At 34.2% G+C, this 24,917-nt stretch carries 13 protein-coding genes; 4 read left to right on the plus strand and 9 right to left on the minus strand.

Going from position 1 to position 24,917, the window contains the following annotated elements:
• The first annotated feature begins 192 nt into the window (after positions 1–192).
• The gene (locus Q0891_RS01205) at positions 193–2,895 is read left to right on the plus strand and encodes an outer membrane beta-barrel protein (RefSeq protein WP_299098235.1); all 2,703 of its coding nucleotides are present in this window, start codon (positions 193–195) and stop codon (positions 2,893–2,895) included.
• A gap of 36 nt (positions 2,896–2,931) precedes the next feature.
• Here the strand turns inward: Q0891_RS01205 and Q0891_RS01210 are convergent, their stop codons facing one another.
• The 7 genes from Q0891_RS01210 to Q0891_RS01240 form a co-directional block, all read right to left on the minus strand.
• The gene (locus Q0891_RS01210) at positions 2,932–5,508 is read right to left on the minus strand and encodes a sulfatase-like hydrolase/transferase (protein WP_299098236.1); all 2,577 of its coding nucleotides are present in this window, start codon (positions 5,506–5,508) and stop codon (positions 2,932–2,934) included.
• Positions 5,509–5,723: 215 nt separating this feature from the next.
• Complete coding sequence (locus Q0891_RS01215; protein ID WP_299098237.1) at positions 5,724–7,589, minus strand: sulfatase; 1,866 nt, start codon at positions 7,587–7,589, stop codon at positions 5,724–5,726.
• A 45-nt stretch (positions 7,590–7,634) separates the two neighbouring features.
• Positions 7,635–9,203, minus strand: a complete 1,569-nt coding sequence (locus tag Q0891_RS01220) for a sulfatase (RefSeq protein WP_299098238.1) — start codon at positions 9,201–9,203, stop codon at positions 7,635–7,637.
• Positions 9,204–9,248: 45 nt separating this feature from the next.
• On the minus strand, positions 9,249–11,213 hold the full coding sequence (locus Q0891_RS01225; protein ID WP_299098239.1) for a T9SS type A sorting domain-containing protein: 1,965 nt from the start codon (positions 11,211–11,213) through the stop codon (positions 9,249–9,251).
• Between the two features lie 310 nt (positions 11,214–11,523).
• Positions 11,524–13,191, minus strand: a complete 1,668-nt coding sequence (locus Q0891_RS01230) for a hypothetical protein (RefSeq protein WP_299098240.1) — start codon at positions 13,189–13,191, stop codon at positions 11,524–11,526.
• A gap of 232 nt (positions 13,192–13,423) precedes the next feature.
• The gene (locus tag Q0891_RS01235) at positions 13,424–14,944 is read right to left on the minus strand and encodes a sulfatase-like hydrolase/transferase (RefSeq protein ID WP_299098241.1); all 1,521 of its coding nucleotides are present in this window, start codon (positions 14,942–14,944) and stop codon (positions 13,424–13,426) included.
• A 96-nt stretch (positions 14,945–15,040) separates the two neighbouring features.
• A complete protein-coding gene (locus Q0891_RS01240; RefSeq protein WP_299098242.1) occupies positions 15,041–17,299 on the minus strand; it encodes a glycoside hydrolase family 95-like protein in 2,259 nt (752 codons plus the stop codon).
• Positions 17,300–17,738: 439 nt separating this feature from the next.
• Between Q0891_RS01240 and Q0891_RS01245 the strand changes: the two genes are divergently transcribed.
• The 3 genes from Q0891_RS01245 (at position 17,739) to Q0891_RS01255 (ending at position 22,067) form a co-directional block, all read left to right on the plus strand.
• The gene (locus tag Q0891_RS01245; protein ID WP_299098243.1) at positions 17,739–18,890 is read left to right on the plus strand and encodes an adenylyltransferase/cytidyltransferase family protein; all 1,152 of its coding nucleotides are present in this window, start codon (positions 17,739–17,741) and stop codon (positions 18,888–18,890) included.
• A 375-nt stretch (positions 18,891–19,265) separates the two neighbouring features.
• Positions 19,266–20,621 carry a hypothetical protein gene (locus tag Q0891_RS01250; RefSeq protein ID WP_299098244.1) on the plus strand — a complete coding sequence of 452 codons (1,356 nt, stop codon included), beginning with the start codon at positions 19,266–19,268 and terminating at the stop codon, positions 20,619–20,621.
• Positions 20,622–20,642: 21 nt separating this feature from the next.
• Entirely contained in the window at positions 20,643–22,067 is a 1,425-nt protein-coding gene (locus tag Q0891_RS01255; RefSeq protein WP_299098245.1) for a chitobiase/beta-hexosaminidase C-terminal domain-containing protein, read from the plus strand.
• A 112-nt stretch (positions 22,068–22,179) separates the two neighbouring features.
• Here Q0891_RS01255 and Q0891_RS01260 read toward each other — a convergent pair whose 3' ends face one another.
• Both Q0891_RS01260 and Q0891_RS01265 read right to left on the minus strand, forming a co-directional pair.
• Positions 22,180–23,376, minus strand: a complete 1,197-nt coding sequence (locus tag Q0891_RS01260; protein WP_299098246.1) for a putative glycoside hydrolase — start codon at positions 23,374–23,376, stop codon at positions 22,180–22,182.
• 13 nt (positions 23,377–23,389) lie between these two features.
• Positions 23,390–24,838 (minus strand): arylsulfatase, encoded by a 1,449-nt coding sequence (locus Q0891_RS01265; protein WP_299098247.1) that lies wholly within the window; start codon positions 24,836–24,838, stop codon positions 23,390–23,392.
• Positions 24,839–24,917 lie beyond the last annotated feature (79 nt).

Consider the following 24,917-nt stretch of genomic DNA (forward strand, 5'->3'; position numbering starts at 1 on the left):
ATTATTCGCAAATTATTATTAAAAGAGTTCTTTGGTAAGTTTTACTGAGGAACTCTTTTTCTATTTCATAGAGTCATAAAGTTGCGATTATAAAATTTATATTTACTCACAGCTTAAAGTAAAGACTAAAAAACTGATTTATTACTATAAAAACAATGCCTTACATTAAAATCTAAGTGATTTTACTAATACATGAATTCGTCAAAAATTTTAATTGTAGTATTTCTAACTTTGTCTAACGTTCTTTTTAGTCAGTCTTCACCACTAATTAAGGGCATCGTTACCAACGAAGACAAAACGCCTTTAGAACTGGTCTCTGTAGCAATTTTAAAACAAAAGGATTCTACATTAATAGATTATACACTTACAGATATTAAAGGAGGATTCGAATTTTTTGATAAATCAACAGAGTCGGTATTACTTCAATTTTCTTATCTGGGCTATGTAACGCATTTTGAACATATTCGTTACAATAATAAACTTGTAGACTTAGGTAATGTTATACTTACAGAAGAATCTTTCCAATTAGATGTTGTTACATTATCTGCAGTTATCCCAATTCAGATAAAGGAAGATACCATTGCTTTTAATACTAAAGCTTTTAAAGTAAACCCAAACGATAATTTAGAAGGATTATTGAGAAAATTACCAGGTGTAGAGATTGATTCTAATGGAAAAGTTGTCGCACAAGGTGATCAGGTAACTAAGATTTATGTAGATGGAAAAGAGTTTTTTGGAGGTGATCCTGCTATTGTTTTAAAAAATTTATCGGCAGACGCTATCTCAAAAGTTGAAATCATTGACAAAAAAAGTGATGAAGCAGAACTTACAGGCATAGATGATGGCAATAAACAAATTGTTATAAATTTTACTCTAAAAGAATCAAAAAAAAATCAAGGATTCGGAAAAACATCTGCAGGCATAGGATTTGATAGACGATATTTTGGCAACCTGAATTACAATAAATTTTCTCCAAAAACACAGCTATCTATTATTGGTAAATACAACAATATTAATATTACAGGATCTAATATTCAAGGGTTTTTGGAAAATGCGGATGGTATTACGGATGAATCTGATGATGACTATAGCAACGTAAATAAATCACAAAATTTAAGTGGTTATTTAAAAACAGCTGTGAGTGGAATAAATTTGGGGCATGAGTTTAAAAAGAAAGAAGCATTCAATGCCGATTATTTTTACAACCTTTCTGATAATAGAGGCACATCACGATCTAAAAGAGTTTCATTCTCAAACACTAATAACTTTGATTACGAAGCAAACAATGAATATAATAATGTTTCAAAAAATCATAACTTCAATTTTAATTATCTCAATAGATCTAATAAATCAAATAGTCTAAGAATTAAAGGCCGTTTAATCTCAGATGAAACCTTTCAGAATTCAACCAGAGATGGTTTTTATTATAATGATGTAGATGTTATAGAAACTACAAATAGTCAATATTATAATAATAAAAACATTAAGAATTCTTTAAATTTTAACATCAACTTCTATCAAAAATTGCCAAAGGTGGGACGTAGTTTTAGTGTTGGCTTTAATACTACAATAAGCGATAGAGCAAAAGATAATGAACAAACTACTTTTATTACTAGAAATGTTTCTAGTGATAATTCATCTAACAGTGAAATTTATGCCATAAGGGATGAAGTTTTTAATAATGGTCTTTATAAGTTTAATTTTAAATATACAGAACCTTTGGGTGGTTTTCATTATCTCAAATTTCAGTCTTATCTAAGTATTTTAAATCAGAATGAAGACATTTATCAACATAAAACGATAATAACCGATAATAATGCTCAGGAGCTTTTAGCATTTAGATACAACAACAGAGAAGGCAGTTATCAAAACCAAGTAGCTTACAATTACAGTACTAAAAAACTAAATATTTTAGCAGGTATAGAGTTTCAAGAATTAGAGCGTTCTTTTGGTGTTATCACTGAGGATAAATTTAATAGCACCCAATTTTACTTGAACCCTTTTTCTACGTTGCAATATAAACCTAAAAAAGGAGTAAAGTATCGATTGGTTTATAAACGGAAAATACGTAGTCCAAGAACAGCAGAAAGCTCAACAGTTATTAATGATCTAAACCCTTTCTTTATTAGAAAAGGAAATCCAAACCTGAAAACCGAAAAAAATGATGATTTTTTATTAACAGCTAATATTTACAACTATAAATCATCATTAAATTTTACGAGTAGAATAAGATATCAACTTTCTCAAGATGCTATTATCTCAAATATAGCAATTGACGAAGAATTTATTAAAACTAGAAGTTATATCAATAGTGGCACTAGAAAACGATTAACAACGTCATTTAATTTTAGTAAAAAGATAAAGGGTTTAGGAATTCGTTACATAATTAAGAATAATATTTATTATGATTCTTATACTTCAATGATTAATTTACAACTAAACGATGTAGTTGCAAGAGACTTGTCATTAGGTTTATCTTTTGAAAACGCCAATAAGAATTTTATAGACTTAAAACTTGGGTCTAATTACAGTATAAACAATACCTCTTTCTCACTAGAAGAAGATTTAAACAGAACGTACGTAAAGCAACACTATTTTTCAGCAATAGATTATGATGTCATTGAAAAACTAAATTTTAACACACAGTTTGATTATTTCGTTTATTCAGATAATCAATTTGACACCAATCTTTTTCTCCCTATATGGAATATGGCTTTTTCCTACACCATAGAAAACAGGCATATATTTAAACTAGTTTTAATCGACCTGCTCGATAAAAACGTAGATTTTGAACGTCGAAGTACGACCAATTATTTTGAACAAACAACTTCAGAAAGCTTAGGTCGCTATGTCATTTTGAGTTATACTTACAGGTTAGGAAGTAAAAACAAATAGATATAGCGACCTATACTTTTTTTAAAAGAAGTCTTTTTATTTCTTCATCAATTTTAAGGTTGTCTTATTACCATACTGGTCATATACTTGTAAGAAGTATAAACCTGGATTAATTCCTGATATGTCTATATTCTGGTATTGATTTGAAAATTCTAATGATTTTTCACCTAATACATTATATAAAACACCCGATTCGACCGGTTTATTTAGGCTAAAAACGCCTTTTGCTGGATTAGGGTACACTAACAAATTTTGAAGATTATTTGCAACATCTTCCACTCCTAAACTATCTAAATCTAAATGAAATGAAATATCATAAACCCTAAATCTTGGTGGTAATGCTGGATCAGCATTTACCAAATCAGTTACCAAAAGCTCCATGGCTTGTGCAGATTCCGTAAAAGTAGTGGGAACATCAAATTCGTAATATAAGTCATCGGTATCGCTAACACTCGTATATTCAAAACTTTGGGTATCTGTACCAATAGTAACATCAAAATTTACGGTATCGCCTTCACGAGACCTAATATGAAATACAACTTTTTCGCATAACACAGATTGATCAGCCTTTACATTGATATTAAAACCATCTCCACCACCAACAGTTCTCATTTGTATAAATGCCGAATTTGCAGTAGCAGATCCAATTAGTTCCCCATAAACATCCGTTTCTTCCGGTTCAAACAACTGTACTTCGTCAACCGTATTAAGTGTAATCTTAGTGATATTAACAATCTCAAGTTCTTCAGATAATACTAAGAAATTATTTTCATCTCTTAAGTTGAACACAATTCCGGAGGCATCATCAGGTACGTTAGCCGTAACAATATTTCCATTTACAGTTACCGCTTCAGCTTCAATCCATTCTACATTTGGTTCATTTGTTCTATACAATAAATGACCATAACTAATTTCCGCTTCACCTGAACTATTAGCTATTATTGCTGTTGCAACGCCTGTCTCTTCGTTGTAACTGACGTCAGTAAAATCTGGAACAAGCAGTTGATTAGGTAAAGGCCCATCAGGTTCTGAATAATCAGGATTCCATGACGGAATTCTTGCATCATTATTTGCTAAATAGGCTTCTAATGTATTAATCATATCTTGTTTAATGGTTTGATCCATAGTGTTAATGACATCTGTTTGTTCATTTATGTCAACAAAAGTATCTCCACCATTATACAATTGGTATGCTTCGTAAGTATTATCAACATACTTTTTATATAACTTATAATCACCTCTTCTTATAGATGATTTTGCTTTAATATCACTACCAACACTAGGATAGTGCCAAAAAAGATCTGTTCTTTCCGTTGTTGTACCTCCTATTGTTTGCTCTACTATGGTATTATTTCCTTTTAGTAAATCGCTTAAATCCGCACCATCTAAATCATCATTAAGAGCGCTAGCTATAGTGGTATCTGTTAAAGACAAAATTGTAGGAAAAAAATCTAAACCATTAACAACATTACTATATTCAGCTACTGGTATATCAGGTCCAGTTACTATCATAGGTACACGAATACCACCTTCTCGAGAACTTGTTTTTCCTTCGTCTAAAGGATAGTTGTCCGCCACAACTTCAAAACCGTTAGCTGCATTATTTTGTTCTGAAGCGCCATTATCTGAAGAAAAAATAACATAAGTTGTATCAAATAATTTCATTCCAGGATGCCTTGGATCATCAGTTGCCTTTAAATAATCAACGAGCTTACCTAAACTCCAATCTAAGGTTTGAACCATTGCACCATAAAATGGATTATGTTCTCCAGCTGCAGTTAAAGGTGTTGTCTCCGTTGGTATACCATCTGGACCAACATCGGCTGCATCTATTTCACCTGCATCAACTAATGTTTGCGTTATGGCTTGCAACATTGGTAAATCTCTAGTTTGTATAGGTGTGTGTACTAACCAAGTCGCCATATATAAGAAAAAAGGTTCTCCTGCTCCGCCATTAGCAGCAACTCTATCTTCTAAATACGCTACAGCTTCATCTGTTACAGAATCATATGGTATGCCATCAGCATCTAAAGGGTAATTTGAATCATTCCCACCAAAATTTGAAACATCATATCGATCACCCATATTTTGTTGTACTCCTCTACTTGTAAATTCAGTATTAAAACCTTGATCTACAGCTACAGGAAAGCCATTAGCTCCATCAACATGCCATTTGCCAATATGGCCTGTATGGTATCCATTTGCACTTAAAGCTTCTGCTATAGTGTACTCATTAACATCTAATCGTTTTGGATAATAGGGACCTATTATTTTATTAGCAGATTGCGCATTCGTTAATCCGGGTAATTTACCACCAGAAACTTGCGTAAGTTTAGTTTTTATGGGATGCCTTCCACTTAACATTGCTGCTCTAGAAGGTGCACAAGTTGGTGCAGGCGAATACGCTTGAGAAAATTTAGCGCCATCTGCAGCTAAAGCTTCCATCTTAGGTGTTGCCCAAGGCACCGGGTTTTCAACATTATTAAGATTAGTGTCTTGCCAACCCAAATCATCTACATAGAAGATTACAATGTTTGGCTTGTCTATAACTTGTCCATAAAGTTGCGGTGCTAAAAGTACGCTGAACAAAAAGAGCAATGTAGTGTTTTTCATAATGACTTTATTTTTTGTAAAAATAGATATCCTGGTCGGTTTTGGTTTTCTAATTTCAATCAAGACTTTACTCATATCCCTCTTTTAGTTTCATTATATGTTATATTCATTAGTATATTACAATTATAGATAGATGAAAAACATATAATTGTAAAAATGAAAAAAGCATCAAAACGTAAATGCCTTGATGCTTTTTTTATTTTTAAAGTGAGTTGCTATTTAACCGCAATGGCTTTTGTTGCGAAAACTTTCGTTAATTTTTGATAACCAGCATCTGGATAACTAACTAAGTAGTTATTTTCATCAACTAAGTTAAAGACATAATGAGTTGTGCCTTTAGGTAAGGTAACAGATGCTTTATTGCCTTTTAGCGTCATAGTTGCAGGAAACCAGATTTCACCTTTTATACCACCATTTGTAGTGTAAATTAGTTCTGCACTAGTTACCTGAGCTCCATTGTTTTTAAATTCTATCCAAACGGTATTGTCTTTTGATCCGTGATCTACAACGGTAGGTACTTTAGATTGGTTTGGTAATGATTTTTTACTCGTTGGGTTTAAGAATGGATATCTTGCGTTAAGTTGATCTAAGCGCTCTTGTAACAATTGATTCATTGCTTTCGCTTTCTCTGGCATTGAAGCGGCAAGGTTTTTTGATTCTTCAATATCTACACGTTTAGAACCATTTTCATAAAGCTGATACAAATCTAAAGTCATACTTTCCTTAGTGTCGGTATAGTTACGCACCAATTTGTAATCACCTACACGCAGTGTAGATTGCATTGAACTGTTAGGGAAGTGCCACATCATGGTGTTTCTTGATTCACCTGTCCAAGGATCAATTACCAATTTGGAGTCGGTTGGGTCTTTATCCAATAAAGCAGATAAATCAGCACCATCAAGAATTTGATCTTTTTGTTTTTTAGTGCCTGTCCAGCTTAATATGGTTGGGTAGAAGTCAATTCCATTTACGATGACATTAGATTCAACATTGGAATCAATATTAGGTCCTGTTATAATAAGTGGTACTCTAACACCACCTTCTTTGGCATTTATTTTTCCTTTATCTAAAGGATAATTATCTGTTATAATTTCTCTTGTATGGCGTTCCATGCCACCATTGTCGGAAGTAAAAATAACATAAGTGTTTTCAACTAACATATGCCCTGGCCATCTTGGATCTTCTGTTTCTTTCAGGTATTTAAGTAATAAACCCGTATAATGATCTATGGTTTCAACCATGGCAGCATAATAGGCATTTCTTTGACCTTGTTCATCCCAAACGTCGCTTTCTCTTGGATATTCTATACCCAATTTTTCATAGTATTTCTTTAGCAATGCCTCACTTCTAGTGTGAATAGGTGTATGTACTAAACGCGAACAATAGTAAAGAAAAAAGGGATCTGATTTAGATTGGTCCATAAAGTCAATACCATCTTGAGTAATATCATCAAAAGGAAACCCTTCTTCGTCTAAATAAAATGGATCTGAAGGATCTGTAGTTGCAAATCCTGTTGTTCTATCCTTCATTCTTTGATGAGATCCAAAGCCATGTTTTGAGAAATCAAAACCTTGCTGTGTTGGTAAAGGTTCATCTGATCGTGCAGCACCTACGTGCCATTTACCAGAATGCCCTGTTTTATAACCATTAGTCTGAAGTGATTCTGCAATGGTTACTTCTGAAGCATCTAAAGCACCTCGCATCCAAGGACTAATTAAAGTAGAACCATGATTAAACGGTAGAGGTGGATGACCACCTCTGACGTTTGTGCGTTCTATTCTAACAGGATGCTTACCAGATAATATTGCGCCTCTCGAAGGCGAACACGTTGGAGCAGGTGAATAGGCTTGCCAGAACATTACACCTTCTTTAGCGAGTTGATCAATGTTTGGAGTTTCAAATGGTGAAGGTTCATCCACGTCATAACATTTTACGTCTTGCCAACCTAAATCATCAGTTACAATCAGTAATACATTAGGTTTGCTCGGTCTTTCGTTATCTGTTTTTACAGGAGTTTGACTACTGCATGTTGTTGGGATGCTAAACAGTACACAAATTGAAAGTAAGAATATTTTATACATTGTATTGAGGTAATAATTTATTGGATTTATTTATTTGGAATGTCTTTAGTTTTTCTTCTTCTTTTTGTTTCTCTTCTTTTTCTTCTTGTTGCTTGATCTTTTTAATACTTCTTCATAAGTACCAATTAAATAAGGTTTTTTATCTTCAGCAGTCGCCTTTCTATCAAATAGCACACCATATTTTTGATAACGATTATCTGTTGTCGCTTCTTTTCGTAATTTTTCGAGATGTTCATCATAAACAGCACGCATTTTTTCGAGATGTTTTTTGGCTGAAGGATCACTTGCCTTATTCGTCATTTCTAACTTATCTTCTCCAATGTGATAAAGTTCTTCTGTAGGATTCATACGATCATCTTCATACTGCCAAAAGATGTATTTCCAATCTTGAGAAACGACTCCCATAGCTTGTATTTCATCATTGCCCCACATATTGGTAAGGGCCACCGTTTCGCGTTTAAATTTCTTTGGTTTTTTAATTAGTAGGTTTAAATCTTCACCATCCATGTTTTCTGGTGGTTCTATACCTGCATATTTTAAAATGGTTGGAGCCATGTCAATATTTGCGGTAATCGCTTCACGACGGACACCTCTTTTTTTACTTGGTACTCTAGGATCGTAAATGATAAGTGGAGATTTTGATGCTTCTTCGTAAGGTAAAACTTTTCCTCCAAAACTGTGTGCTCCACAGCTATAGCCATTATCACTTGTAAAAATAATGATAGTGTTGTCTGCAATACCTTGCTCTTCTAAGGTTTTTCTTATCATACCTAAAGCATAGTCAACGCCATGGATTAATTGGTTGTAATTTTTAATGGTTTTTTGGTAGCTTTCTTCAGAATCTCGCCAAAAATCGTAACTATTATATTGTCGTCCTGTTTTTGCTTGAGGCGCTATATGTTCTGCATTCTCTTCACCATAATTTTCTGGTTTCTTGTATGTTTTGTCTTTATAAACATAGTCAAAATATTGGTCTGGTGAAAAAGGCATGTGTGGTGCCTTAAAACTAATGGACATAGAAAACGGTTTACCTGAGGCTTTGGCTTCAATAATAAAATCTTCTGCCCAAGCTGCATAAGCTCTAGTACTATGCGGATATTCTTCGGCATATTTTGCCATGTATTTATTCTTAGATGTTTTATAACTTGTTTGTCCTAAGCCACCTGCCCAATTATCGAAATCATCTACAGGAAGTGACCCCCATTTGTTATGACTTGTTCCATCACCATCATCTGAAACTGCTAAACCAAATTTGCCTGCAAAACCAGTATAGTAACCTTGTTCTCTCAAAAGAACAGGATAAGATTTTGCAAATTTTTCCTTACGTAAGGGGCCATGTTCAAAGTTACATCCTGCTTTATATTCGTACATTCCGGTAAGAATAATGGCTCTACTTGCCATACAAATTGCTGTTGTATTATAATGATTTTCAAATAACACCCCTTCTTCAGCTAAGGCATCCATATTGGGTGTGACTACCTGATCATTACCATAACAACCTGTTGCAATACTGGTTTGATCATCGGATAATAAGAAGATAATGTTCGGTCTATCTTGTGAAAAACTACTTGCCGTAATCACGACAAGAATACATGATAAAATTAGGTGTTTCATAAATCTTTTAGAGCTTTATATTATTAGTTTTTTAATAGTTTAGGGTTAGTTTGATACTAATATTTTTCGAGTAATATTGAGTTTTTTTCCATCGGTAAGTTTTACAAAATACATACCTGAATCTAAAGATGTTAAGTCTAGTTGTGTTGTTGTAGAACCATTATTCCATACGTTTTCCATCATTTTCGTGCCTATGGTACTAAAAACAGTGATGTAGTTGACCTCTGTAGTCATGCGGTTAATGGTTAAAAGATCGGTCACAGGGTTAGGGTAAAAGTTTACATCTGATGGATTATAATTTATCACTGACAAAGGTGCTTCACCCACTAAGTGAGCGCCTTCAGGTCTCACATAAGGTTCACATTCCACAACAGGAATAGATAAAAGTCTGTCGTTAATGGCTTTCATGATGAACATTTCATCATCCATCATATAACCTTTATCATTTCCTGTGTCATCGATAGTTGTTGCAAAAGTTAGAGCAGCATTAGCTTGCACCAAGCGCTTAGTAAATCTATACGCATCTTCAATACCAAAGACTATGGGATGAGAAGAGACATGCCATTTCTCTCTAATAGGAAACCAAGCATGTTTTAATACGGTATTCCCTTCGTACATAGACCATGGATTTTCTACCATATTAGGTATGGTATATTCTTCATAAGCCCAAGAGTTTGGTGGTGCTCCTTGACCAAGTGGTGTAACATGCCCTTTGGTATAATCTTGATAAGTGCTATTGGCTTCAAACTTTATAATTCTATAGTCGCTTTCATCTTCATCATCAATACCATCAGAATCTACCAAAAGATTGTTGCCATTTTCATCTGTAAAATAAAGCCCTGTAGGTTGTGCTCCGATAATTGCAGTCGGATCGGTATTTTTAATCATTTGAGCAAAATCTTCTAAATGGCCATCATTGAGAAGTTCTGAGGTGGTATCTAACCAATATCCATCGGCATAATCTTTAACTTCTAGTACAAAACCTTCAATTAAATCCTTGTAGGCAGCATATTCATCGCCTGCAAAATTGTTTGTGTAGTAATTGACCCAAGCGGCTTCAATATCTGCGCCATCGTTAATAGCTCTATCTAAATAATTGGTAGAGATGTACAAAATCACCTTTTTACCATCGTCTATGAATGTTTGCATGACTTCAAAAATGATGTTTTGATTGGCTACACTAGGCACTAATGCTTCATGAATTTCAGCAGCGACATCTACATTGCTGTTCTGTCTAAGCGCGAAATAATGAGAATGAGCAAAATAAGACAAGTTTGTAATCACGTGACCTACTGCTGGCAATTCATCCACCACTTCTTGAGCGCCAGCAGGAAGGTCGTAGCCGCCAGCCACTTCAGAGTCTAAACGTTCGCCGCCATAAACCGGAAAGGTAATTCCCCATGAACCAGATAACCAATTGGCTGGATGTGATGCCACATCTACAACCTGATCTGTTGAACCACTTATAGAATCTATATAATAGGTTGTTGCCGGAACAGAGCTTGTGCCATTTGCAAATCCTATTTTAATAAATTGATATCCATCAGCATTGATGACTTCAGTTGGTATTGAAGTGCCGTTAAAGTTAAAGGTGAAAGTTTCCCATTCTTGTCCAACTGTAAAATTCAATTCTACAGCACTTTCTGCACTCACCGTGGCATTAGAAAAGTGTACACTTATTTTTGAGTTAGTTGCTGTTAAGGATGCTGTAGGTATATCGATATATGCTTTAAATGTTACAGAATATCCTGAGAAATCTGTTACTGCGTTGTAAACATCAAATTGTAAAAAACTCTCTTGACCTGCTTCCCTATTAAATTGTGAAACATTAGTATTAGTATTATTCCCTGAAATTTCTGGATTTGATACCGCTCTCAAAAATGTTGCGGATGTTGTACTCTCCTGTTCAATTTTATAGGTGTTAGTTTCGTTCTCATACCATAAAAATTGAGCGTTGGATAATTGAACGAAAGAAATCAAAAAAAAGAAAATAGGTAAAGACTTTTTCATTGTTAATTAAGTTAGCTTCTGATTATTAAATCAAAGATATATCTTGAACAGGGAATCTCGTTTCTTAAAATAGTCAAATAGTTGCTCTAAAGCATCATTTGAATTAACTAAAAGAACTTATCTTTCTGTTACAGATATTTTACACGGTTACCTTAAATAATTAATTCTTAATTATGTCTTTTATCAACTTAATATAAAGTTTGTAATTGCAATGTGTAAGGTTATTTGTTTTAAACCAAAAAAAAGTCCTAAGTTAATTTTTTAACTAAGGACTTTCTATTATCATGTTGTCTAATTATATTAATGACACTTAATTTATTTCATAAGTAATTGTATCTATATAAAATTCAAGACCATTATCTAAATTTGTAAAGTTATTTCCTATTAATCTAATTTCTCCACTAATGATATCAGAAGTTAGGGCAGCACCTGATGGTGATCCCGTAAAATCGAATACCATAGTATGCCATTCACCTTCGTTTGATTCAACAAAATTACCTTGTATTTGTTGTGAAGCTGTTCCATCACCTAAGTAAAATCTAACACGTTCATTACTATCAAAATTACTGATGTCATTAAAATTCGGCCAATACATACGTACGGTTACTATTAAATTAGGATAGTCAGTAAGAGCAACATCTTCTCCTTCGTTGAAATCAAAACTAAGGCTTTTATTTCCACTTCCAGAAGTAGAACCTATAGTCCAATTTGTAACATTCGTAGCCTCTGTATCTGCTGTATCTGGATTTGTCACTGTTGATACAGAACAGTCACTACAAGTTGTTGATAATGTTATGTTTGTAATTGAATTATCCACATCAAGCCAAGTGCCTTGTGCAGGAGGATTAGTATCTCCTTCTTTTTCAACAGTTACTTTTGATAACCTAAAAATAGGATTTGTTGTATTACCTTCTGTTAGCATCTCATCTAGAGTAATACTAACAGTAAGTGGTGTGCCTGAAACAAGTGAAAGCATCGATGCAAATTCAAAATCTAGAGCTGGTGCACTACCACCATTTTCTGTTGATGTAGCCGCATAAGAAAAAGGTGTGTCTGGATAACCTGTCACAGAAACTGTTCCGGTAACACTACCTTTTGCTCTTTTTGCTAATTCTAAATTTAAAGTAGCATCAAATGCAGAAGTTGCATTTGTAGTTAAGTCAAAAGTGAAAACGGCAGTGGCACCATCATCACTAGCATCTATAGTAGAAACACCGATGAAATTATTATTTTCTACAAGTACACCTGTACCACCTATGGTAATTATATCTTGATTAAGATCATCTTCATCTTCTTGTCCTACATTAAAGGTTTGACTATTTTCACCAGCGTCATCAAATAATATACCTGGATTATCATTACCAACACCACCACCATAATCTTCAGACTCTAGGATGATTTGTACTACAAATCCTTCCGTATTATCGATACTGTCTGAAATAAAGATGAACCTGCCAATACTATCAAAGTTGAAAGAATACACACCGTTTACTTGACCATCAGTTGCTTCTATAAGCGTCTCTGCTGTGTAAGGCCAGTCATTGCCATTAGCATCATCAATTCTAAGTGGAGGATGTTTTGCTTTTAATGTTCCAAATTCAAATTGCAAATTTTCTTCAAGTGCACGCGGATAATTAATAGTATAACCTTCGTATAAGTCAGAATATAAATATATTTTATCAATAATATCTGTTGTTGTGTTTACACCAAATCCTATGCCTTCAGATAAATATTGCCATCTAACTAAACCATCTACCTCTTGAGTTATTTCTTCTGGTTCTCCATGTAATGCCTCTAATTCTACAGACGTGTCTACTCCTATTTCTATACCTTCAACGGTTTTGAAATCTACTGTACCAAATTCGTTCATACCAAATGTCACTGATTCAGGAATCACAACTGGGTCATAATCTAGATCAGATGAACAGGATAGGCTAAACAATAAGAGAATAGCTGAAATATACTTGATAGTTTTCATAGCGTTTAAATTAGTATTAATATGTATTCAAATATCTTATACTTATGCGAAAAAACGGTTCTTTATTCTATCAAATGCTTGCTCTTTTTATGCATAAGTACGTTTAGATGGTAAATAGCGCACTACGCTAGTGTTTTGAACTTTAGTGGATTTTAAATTATAGCAATGAAGTATATATCCTCTCTTTTAAAAGCAAAATCTTTTTACACGATTGTTTAGATGGTAATTTAAATTAGTTGAGTTCCGATACTAATGTTTTGCATCGGTTTCTGTATTGGTTTAAAATTTCAAGATAGTCTTTGTTTCCAACTAAATTGTTTTGTTCTTTAGGGTCGTTAATAATATCATATAGTTCCTCATAAATTGGTTTTTCGTCAGTTTCTACGGTCTGATTAGGAACATATTTAGAGCGGTCATTATCCTTACTAAACGAACGAATATATTTAAACTGTTTACTTCTCACCGCTTCTTGTCTAGGGTAGCCTTGGTCTGTAAATAGGTTTTCTAAGAAGATATCTTCTCGCCAGTCTATAGGCTCATTATGTATTAAAGGCAGTACACTTTTGCCTTGGTAGGATACAGGTGTTTCCATACCGCATAGCTCTAAAATAGTGGCAGGAATATCTTGCCCAACTACCAAGTCTTCAATAATTTTTCCTTTGGTTTTGTCCTTGAAAAATGGCGAATACACAATCATAGGCACATGCACAGATTCATCATATAAAATGGTTTTTCCGCCTAGGCCGTGTTCGCCTAAAAATAGACCATTGTCTGAACAGAACACGATAATAGTGTTTTCTGCTTCACCGATTTCCTTTAAGAATTTGCGTAATTCCCCAAGCATTAAGTCAATAGCATAGACCGCACGATCCATTTTGAGCTTTTCATTTAATAATTTCCCTTTTTTTGAGGTGACATAATATTTCATTAAATCCTTTGTGGCATAAACATTATCGGGTAAACTAATGTCTTGCGGATAACCTTCAGGCAGTTCAATATTATGTTTTACATCCTCGTATTTTGATTTGTAATATTCCGGATCGTTTGGCTGCGTGCCCATTCCACCAATACTAGACGCATGTGGAAGATTTAAATTAATCCAAGCCGAAAAAGGTTTGTTGGGATCTCTTTTGTTCAGTTGTTTTTTTATGTAAGGTTGTGCATTTTCATAAAAATAATCGTAGCTATCATCTTGTGATAAATAGGCTTTAGTTGCCTCGAGCATACCTTCAATTTGCGTTTCGTTTTTAAGGTTTGAAAATTGCTTATGGCGTTTTGCAGGATAAAATCCTAAATGACCATTGCCATAATAAGCAAAATCCGTGTTTTCGTTTAATGGTGTATTGTGTTTATTACCAATTTTAGTGTGACTCTTACCAATAAATGCAGTAGAATAGCCTGCTTCCCTCAAAAGCACTTGCCAGCTTTTTTTATAGGTGTCTTCCGTAATGATATTTTTAGATATATAATTAAAGCCGATTTTATTTCTACGTTCCCATTGGCCTGTAAAAATATTTGCTCTACTAGGTCCGCAAATAGGGCTAGTAATATAAGCGTTATTAAAAAAGACGCCTTCATTTGCAAGCTGATCAATGTTTGGGGTTTCCGTTATCGGATCGCCTGTCATGCTTAACGAATTGAAGCGTTGATCGTCTGAAAACACGAAAATAATATTTGGTTTCTTAGGTTGTTCTTGCGCTGTGCATGAGAAGAATGACGAGAGTATAAAGAGGCTGTATAAAAAGGGTTTCATGTGATTATATTTATTGTTTTTTAGCGGTCACATGCTGTTCGCTATTAATCATTCTGTTGGGTAATGATATTTTTAGCATGCTCGTTTCATAATAAATTAATAAGAACTGTAATAGTTATGACCTGGTAGACGTTTTGTTTTCTTTCCATAACCGAAAAGGTTCTGTTCAGCTTCCGATTTTGGTAATTCTTCAATAGTTAAATCAGTTTCTTTTAAGGATTTTGAAGTAATAATAACCGTTTCATCGGTTTTTAAATCGATTGTATAAAAGCCGTCTGAAGATTCCTCCACTGAAATTGATTTTCCATTTTTATAAAATTTTGGATTCTCGAAATCAACTTGAACAGTACATATGTTGCCTTTTAAACTTTTAACCGACACAAATTCCGTTTCGCCTTCTATTTTTTTAGCACTTACTAAAAAGGCACCTTGCGTTCTAAAATCGTGAAAGGCTACATCTTTCCATTTTTTAGGACTAGCTGGAAAAACACGAATTTTTTCGCCCCAACTTTGCAGCATCATATCGTGTAAGCTTGTGGCAAAAGACAAAGGACTTTCAATTACCGGATTTATTTTTCCTTCAGAATACATGGTGGTGGATGAAATATTCTTGTGCTTAATTAAGAAATCGAGATAATAATAGGCCTTTTCGGCATCGCCTAAATTGGCATACATAGAAGACGCTCCTGTAGCCGTATAACCGGTTACTGGCATGGCTTTAATCTTTTTACCACTATTAAATGTAACATCTAACCAGTGGTCTAATGAGGTGCGTAATAATTTTTTGTTTTCTTCCTTTTCTGGTGTAATTACCATTAATGGATAAAAAGCGAGTAAATGTGAATAATGACGATGAGGATTCGCAAATGGTCTATCCTTTCCAACCATAAGCCCATTCTCATCAATCTGAAACTCCACTAAATTATTTAGCAAATGTTGCCATTCTTTTTTAAGCGGATCGTTTATGCTATGCTGATTGTCAATGTCAATAAGGGTTTGACAACTCCAACGAATTAAAGCCAAGGTAAAGTTGATATCTTGTCCACGACCAGGTTTGTATTCTGGCGACCAACTGTATTTAATATGAATTTTACCGTCTTCGTCCTCGACAGGATTGTCTTTAATATAGTTTAAATAACTATTTACGGTCTTTTTTAAAATCGGAAACAACTTATCGCGCATACGCTCATCATCACCTGCAAATTGGCAATGCAACCAATAATCATTTAAAATCCACGCCAACATATCTGGAACTTTCCCACCATTGAAAGCAATTAAATCTTGTGGCATTAAAGCCGCTACGGCCGCACTGTTTTTCCAATGTTTAGGCACATTGTTTTCTAAGTTTTCTGTGTACTTGTCAATATTGTTGGGTAAAGATTTACCAATAGACATTCTATTAGCTGTTAAATGCGTCCAATAGATGAGTTGCACATTTAAATCTCCCCAAACCATTGGCCAAAATGTTCTGTTATACCAAGGTCCCATTAAATCTAAAATTGGTCCGTTACCACGAGAGGCAGAGCCTAATTTATACATTTGAATCCAATAAAACGATTCCTTTTCGGCATCGTTGATGCTTATAAAACTTAACGGATAATACTGGTGCCACCATTGTTGATGTGTGGATATAAAATTGTTTTCTTTAATAAGATGATCAGCAGTTTCTAAATTTTTAACAACTATGTCTAATGAATTATGTTCTGGGAAGGTATGATGCACACTTGCTATTAACTGTTGTTTTTTAGAAGCATTACCAGTTATCTTATAACCTGTAGTGGTTTCTCCTCTATTATCAAATAAGGCTTGATAGCAGAAATTGTAACCATTTTTATTACCGAATTCTGGTTTTGGCGCCATTTCTAAAGTCGCCGCTCTCATTTTATCCCAAGTACCACCTTTTGGACCACCACCTTTTTTTAGAACTTCGTAAACTGGTGGAATAGGGGCTTCGGCATGCCATGTGATTTCTACAGTTTCGTTTTTGGCATCCGTTTCAAAATAAATAATATCGTTAGTGCTGTGTGTAAACCCTTTAATGTTATAAGACCCTTGATTGGTCGTTATGGTTCCTTTAAGTTCGGCGTTCCATAAATCCAAACGCATGTCAACACCTGTAATTTTTCCTTTAGATGTTAGTTTAAAATGACCCAATGGTAATCTACTGCGTTTGATCCAAAGCATTTCTTCAGCTTTTGTTTCGGCTTCTCTATGATCGTAATAATCATGTCTTCCAATATGTAGTGAAATCACATTGTCTGCTTCCTCTGATCCTTGATAAAACAAAAAACCAACATTTCCATTTCCAGAATAGGGTGCAGTTTGCCATTTGTCTGGCATAATATCCCAAAGCATATCATGTTTAGATAAAAAGGACTCGAAATTGACCTTAAAATCAACTTGTTTATTTTGTGCAAATAAAGTGCTCGACACAAGAATTAACAAACATAAGACATGTGATTTAAGTTTTAATTTAAACATAGTTACGAATAGGATCTAATAAATTACCATTATATAAAGTTGAATAACAAATATATTTTATAAACACTTGAAAGTGCTTCTCTAATCCTTCAATTATTATCTGTAATTCTGCATTGTACTAAAATATGGCACATACTTTTATAGTGATATGCAATAATTTAGCCAAGTATATCATATGTTAAACTGTTTTATAAATTAGGCTAACTTTTTTTTAATTGATTAATCTTATTTTAGAGAAAAATACATGAAATTTGGACTGTAATAGAGTTAGGTATATTTAGCCTAGCATTTTCTAATATAATAGGTTTTAAGGATGAAAAAAAAGGTATTTGTTTCGGGTTGTTTTGATATGTTACATAGCGGACATGTCGCGTTTTTTAAAGAAGCTGCTACTTATGGTGATTTATATGTTGGAATTGGTTCTGATGCAACAATAGAAAAATTAAAAGGGCGTAAAACAATTACTTCAGAACAAGAAAGAGTTTATATGATTGACTCTATAAAGTATGTCAAAGAAGTTTTCGTCAATACTGGTTCGGGAATTTTAGATTTCAAAACAGAACTAGAAAAATTAAACCCAGACCTTTTTGTAGTTAACGAAGATGGTTTTTCTGCTATGAAAGAAGAGTTTTGTAATTCCTTAGGCATTGAATTAAAAATATTAAAACGTGTTCCAGATGCAGATCTTCCGCCGCGCTCAACGACTGCTATTAGAACAACCGGAAATTGCTCATTACCCTATAGAATAGACTTAGCAGGCACATGGATAGATCAACCTTATGTATCGAAATATCATCCTGGATGGGCAATAACATTATCTTTAGAACCTATCATTGAGTATAACGAACGTTGTGGTATGTCTACCTCAACTAGGAATGCTGCTAAAAAAATATGGCCACATTATTTGCCTTTTGATAAGCCAGAAAAATTAGCTGAAATACTTTTTAAATTTGAAAATACACCTGGTTCAACTTTAATTTCTGGAGCACAAGATGCTATCGGAATATGCATGCCAGGATTAGTGAGACATTTTTACGACAACGCTTATTGGCCAACAAAATTTGAGTCTATTCATTCTGAAACTACCCTTTCTTGGTTAGAGGAACGTCTTCATATGGTACTGCTTTGGCCAAGAGAACAAGGATTAGAACTTCTAGAAGACACGAATATTAATACAGAAAATGTAAAATCACTTGCTGCTTCATCTGATATTGTTTGGGAGGCTATTAAAAATAAAGATTTGCAAAAATTTGCAAATGGATTTCTAAAATCATTTAATGCTCAAACCAAAATGTTTCCTGCAATGGTTAACTCAAGAATAGATGCAGAGATTTCTAAATATAAAGACAAAGCACTTGCGTGGAAATTAGCTGGAGCAGGTGGAGGTGGGTATTTGATATTGGTCTCTGAAAAACCTATTGAAGGAACTATGCGAGTTAAAATTCGAAGAAAAGAGATTTTATAAATCCAATTGCTAGTTTATACAATGTCTATTTTTCTTACTTAAGGAGAAGTTCTTTTGAAAATTTAATTGGTTTTATCATAATTGAGTTAAATACTACATTAGTATATCCTTTTCGAAATTAAGAACTGTTGCAAAGGTCATGATTTTTTCACTTTAATGGAATTACTTAGGATTTCTAAAACAAGTATGTTTTATAAATTCATACCATTTATGCTTATATCATTCATATTAAACCTTGAAATATGAATCCTGTGTTTTTTTAAATCATATAATATAGATTATAGCAAAAACAAAACCAATTAAAGCAAGTGTAAATTTAACGCAGCATTTATATTTGAGTATCTCATTATTTCAATAGACTTAAATAGTAAAATTATGAATAAAAAGAACTGCGTATTAACTCTCATAACTGTTCTGTTATTTCAGAGTTATTCTATGGCTAAAGAAATTTATGTTTCTACTCATGGTGATGATAAAAATAAAGGGACAAAGGCTAGTCCCTACCTAAGTTTTGAAAAAGCACTAAAAGAAGTTGAAAAATACGCAGGTAAAGAAGCTGTAACAGTATGGTTTGAAACAGGTGACTATTATCTTAGCCAAACGATTCAGTTAAGTAGTGCTTATAGCGGAACAGCTAAACATCCGGTTGTATTTTCTGCCTTACCTAATTCTAAAGTAAGTATCAAAGGGTCTAAAAAAATAGAAGGTTTAAAATGGACCGCATACAAAAATGGTATTTACCAAACGCAATTACCTCAAGGCCTATTTGTAGATCAATTATTCATCAATAATGAAAGACAGATAAGAGCACGTTTTCCTAATTATGATTATGACAATCCTTTACGTGATGGAAAAGGGTATGCTCATGTAAAAGGCGGTTCAAATTTACGATTAGACAAATGGTTTGGATATGATGCTAAAACTTTTTCAAATAAAGAGTGGGCAAACCCAGAAACCGGTATTGTACATGCATTCCAAAGTCATAACTGGGGAAATATGCAGTATAGAATAAAAAGCATTGATAGGAAAGAATATAAGATACACCTTGGAGAAGGAGGTTTTCAAATGCAGAGAGATTACGGTATTGGCGGTACAGGCAAGCATTCTTCGGCTTATTTTGTAGAAAACATATTTGAAGAGTTAGATGTGGCTGGAGAATGGTTTTTTAATAACAACACCAATACGCTATATTACTATCCTTTTATAGGTGAAGATTTAGCAACAGCCAGTATAGAAATTCCTATTCTAAAAGATTTAATTCAAATTAAAGGAAATAAGGATGCACCAGTGAAAAACATTCATTTAAAAGGGTTCACTTTCACGCAATCTACTTACACTTTTATGAATAAATATGAGCCAGTTGCTCGTGGAGATTGGGCTATTCACAGAGGAGGTGCTATCTATTTAGAGGGTACCGAAAACTGTATTATAACAGATTGTAATTTTGAATATTTAGGAGGAAACGCTGTTTTTATGAGTGCTTATAATCGTGATAACAAAGTCGTAAGATCTAGATTTGTGCACACAGGCGAAAGTGCTATTTGCTTTGTTGGATCACCCTCAGCCGTAAGAAACTATCTAACATGGGATGATGTTGACTTACATGGCAAAAATTGGATAGAAATGAGTAAGAACATGGACTTAAAGCCAGGTCCTAAAACACCTGACTATCCTAAGAATTGCGTTGCAGAAAATAACATTATACATGATATTGGTACTGTTGGAAAGTAAACTGCAGGTGTCTTTATTGCTATGAGTCATAAAATAACAGCTGCACACAATACCATTTACAACTGTCCGCGTGCCGGAATTTGCATTAATGACGGTACTTGGGGAGGACATATTATAGAGCATAACGATATTTGGGAAACTGTAAGGGAAACTGGGGAACACGGACCTTTTAATTCTTGGGGTCGTGAAAGACAATGGAAAACAAGGCCAGGAAAAACAGGGAATTTTGATACTAAGCTAACCCGATTAGATGCCATTGACAATACTATTATAAGAAATAATCGTATTGCTAATTATCGTAAATCTATAAGTGCAGGTAACTGGACGATTGACCTTGATGATGGTTCTAGTTATTTTGAAATTTACAACAATCTTAGTCTAGGCTCTTCTATTAAATTAAGAGATGGTATGGCACGTAAAGTCTTTAATAATATTACCGTAAGCGCTGTTCCTTCTGGTTGGCATGCATGGCCAAAAGATTCAGAAGATGAAATCTATAAAAATATTTTTGTGATTGCAGGAACAGTGCCAGGAAAAAAAGCACCTACAAGAAATTTTATACGTACTGTAAAGTTACCTGATGATCAAGAATGGAGTAAAAATTATAATCATAATTCTTATTGGAACGTGAACTATCCAGTCAATTTTGATTTAGCAGAAACCTTTGATATCACATTATGGAAAGCACAAGGATACGATGTAGATTCTTATATAGGAAACCCTCATTTTGTAGATCCTTTAAATGGAAATTATCAAGTGAAAGAAGATTCACCAGTATTAAAACAAGGATTTAAAAACTTTCCTATGGATAAATTTGGTCATGAAATGACACGTATTTTACCATTTGGAGCAGATTTTGAAACATCGAAAACTGTCACTTTAAAAGCGGATGTTGAAGCAGGACATAAAGCGGAAATATTTTATACTACAGATGGTTCTGAACCTACCTTAAAATCGATACCATATACAGCACCTTTTACAGTAACTAAAACCACTACTGTAAAAGCGATAACGTTTACTGATGAAGGACTTGCCTCTGGATTTACAACGGAAGCTACGTTTACAAAAGTAGACCAAGTAACCTACCCAAGCTGGTTAAGTACTTTACTTGCAGGGAAATTTGAAGGGGAAATTGAACAAGAAAGAGGTGCGCTGCAAAAAGACGTCTATGGAGCCACGATGATAAATATTGGAGAAGACCCAGATTTAATTGATGCCAATGGAGGTTATAATTATGGTTGTTATATTAAATTAATTAAGAAAAGAGGTCGAATGTGGACAAATGCTGGCCTAACCAAAGGTTGGGTTATTCAGAAAGTAAACGGTGTAGATGTTCCAGGCGTTAGAGAATTATATAAAATTGTAAATACGAGCAAGGGAAAAACACTAAAAGTAACAGCGGTTAAAAACTACGAAAGTAAAGTCTTTGATGTTCAAGTAAAATAAGGAATTACTTCATTTTATATCGTCGGTAAAACGACCTAAACTTAAATGCTCAGTATAGATTAACCATGCTGAGTTTTTTTTTAACTATAATGTTGTGGTATCTAAGGACTTTTTAATGCCAAGTGATCTTAGCTTGTCTAGTTTCCGTATTCACCCAAACGGAAGCATGTTCATATTCGCGCGTAAACTCCCAACCTGTTGCTGAGGTTCTATGATATGCACCTTTGGGAGCACCTAATGGTTTTTGCAATTCTGGATATTCCATTAAAGAGCCATGCGCCAATTGCCAACCCCAACCATATTGAAAATAAGAGTAGGGCTGCGCGCCTATTAAATAACAAGCGTGATAATATTCTAATTTCTCTTTAGAGAGTTTTGCATAACGTTCATTTCTCTTTTTGCCTTTATAATAAGAAGGATTGGCGATCGCTACACTATCGTACTCGACACCAATTCTAAATATTGACATTTTTCCAGCTTTAGAAATTTTAAGCATGTCTTCCCAATCAGTAAGCAGTTTTTCTTTGGTTAACATTTTATCACCATAATGTTCAAACATATTGGCATCTATAGACGGGAATACATATCGTGCCAATTTAGCATTTGCATTGTTCCCTAATAGTATTTTATCAGGCCCTAGTTTTTCTTTAAGGGCTTTCATCATAGTTCCCATGGCTTTTTGAACGTCTTGTGCTTTATCTTGGCGTAACCACGCAAAACCATGCATTTGATCTATAAACGCACCATCAGCACCAGAAAATTCAACCGCTTCTGCGACTGTATTTACCCACCATTCCCGAAAATCTGGATTTAAAACATCAAAATAAAAAACGTTTTTTCGTTCTTCTAAGGCGTTGGTTTCAGGATTTTCTATTAAGAAGGCCTTTAGTTCTGGGTAATTATTAATGTTTTCTTTCGTAAAATTCTCATTGTAAGAAGTGAAAGGCCAAGCATAAGCTGAATTAAAATAAAAAAGCACTTTCATATCTGGTTTTGCCTTTTTAAACGCTGCGACTTCATGTTTTGCGCCTAATTCTGCAGCTCCTAAATCCCCATGACCATGCGATTTTTCAATACAAATAAAGTCTGTTCGTTCCGCAATAAATTCAACTTCTTCTGGATGTAAAACGCGTTTTGGATCCCCAAACATATAGTACATCGGTGTCGTTTCCCAGCTAAATTTCGGATAAAACGATTTTGTTTCAAAAGTACTACCATCACTTGTTTTATAAGGGGTTTGGGCAGTTGTACATGAACAAAACAATAAAACAATTGAGAATACACTAATACTAGAAAGACTAAATTTCATGAAAGTAGGTTGATTAATTCTTAGATTTTTTACGTTTTGGTTTTGTTTTCCAAAGCACAATTTTGTCCACATCATTTTCAGAAAACTCACCTTTGGTGCTGCGCCCTGTTTTGATGTCTAATTCTAATTGCTCTAATAATTGTTCTGCAATTTCAGGACGTTTTGTATATAAATTTTCGGTTTCAGCAGGATCATTTTCCATGTCATACAATTGTGCCTTAGGCATGTCTGCGGATTCTTTTTCTCGTGGAGACGACCAACCACCAGAACCTTTAGCCAATATTAATTTCCATTTGCCTAAGCGATAAGCAAAGTGGCCTGTGATAGAGTGGTGGATGACACCAGCGCGCGTACTATTAATAGCTTCGCCATGTAAAGCGGGTAAAAAACTTACACTGTCTTCTCCAGCTTTACTTGGTACAGGAACAGCTGTGATTTCAGAAAAGGTAGCGAAGATGTCGGTTAAACAAATTAAATCGTCATTTGTACTGTTTGGTTTTACTTTACTTGGCCATTTTACAATAAATGGCACACGATGACCTCCATCCCATAAATCGGATTTTGAACCACGATAGCCAGCACTTACAATATGGCCTTGTGCCGCAAGTCCTTCAATATCTGCAGCTTTAGAGGTTCCATTATCACTCGTAAAAATCACTAAGGTGTTTTCTGATAATCCGTTAGCTTCCAAAGCATCTGTTATAGCACCCACAGTGGCATCGGTTTGCATGACAAAATCGGCATAATCGCCCATACCACTCTTGCCTTGCCATTCTTTTGAAGGTAAAATTGGTGTATGTGGTGAGCCTAAAGGCACATATAAGAAAAACGGTTTTCCTTCTTTATTTTTTGCCTGCTGGTTAATATAATCTACAGATTTTGTTGTTAAACGTGGTAGCATGTTAATTTCATCATCATAGAGAATGACTTTATCATTTTCAATAACTGCTTTCATGTCTTTAGCATGATGAAAACCGTGGTAATAATCAAACCCACGATTAATAGGGCCATCAGGAATCGTGGCACCTACAGGTGGTAAATGCTTTTTAGATTTTTTCTCAATGGCTGTTTTTGTAACTGGATCTATGTATTGAAAATTTAAGTGCCATTTTCCAATTAAAGCCGTATGATACCCTTGATCTTTTAGGAAGTTGGCAATGGTCGGACGGTCTTCTTTAATAAGGTTAGGGGCAAAACCCTGTACCACGCCTCTTTGTAGTTTTGTACGCCAGCTGTAACGCCCAGTCATAATACCATAACGCGTTGGTGTACAAACAGCAGAACCAGAATGCGCATCGGTAAACACCATACCTTCTCGTGTCAATTGGTCTATACTTGGTGTTTTAATCTTACTTGTTTCTGGAGCAAGTGCTTGTACTTCTCCATAACCTAAATCATCACATACGATAAATACGATATTGGGTTGTTTTGATTTTTCTTGTGCATATCCTGACCAAGTCATCGACATAAACATTGCAAAAACAAATTTCACATAAAAAAAACGCATTCTATTCATCATTATTTAACTTTTTACTACTTAT

It is taken from the genome of uncultured Winogradskyella sp. (genome assembly GCF_947498005.1).
Taxonomy (GTDB): Bacteria; Bacteroidota; Bacteroidia; order Flavobacteriales; family Flavobacteriaceae; genus Winogradskyella.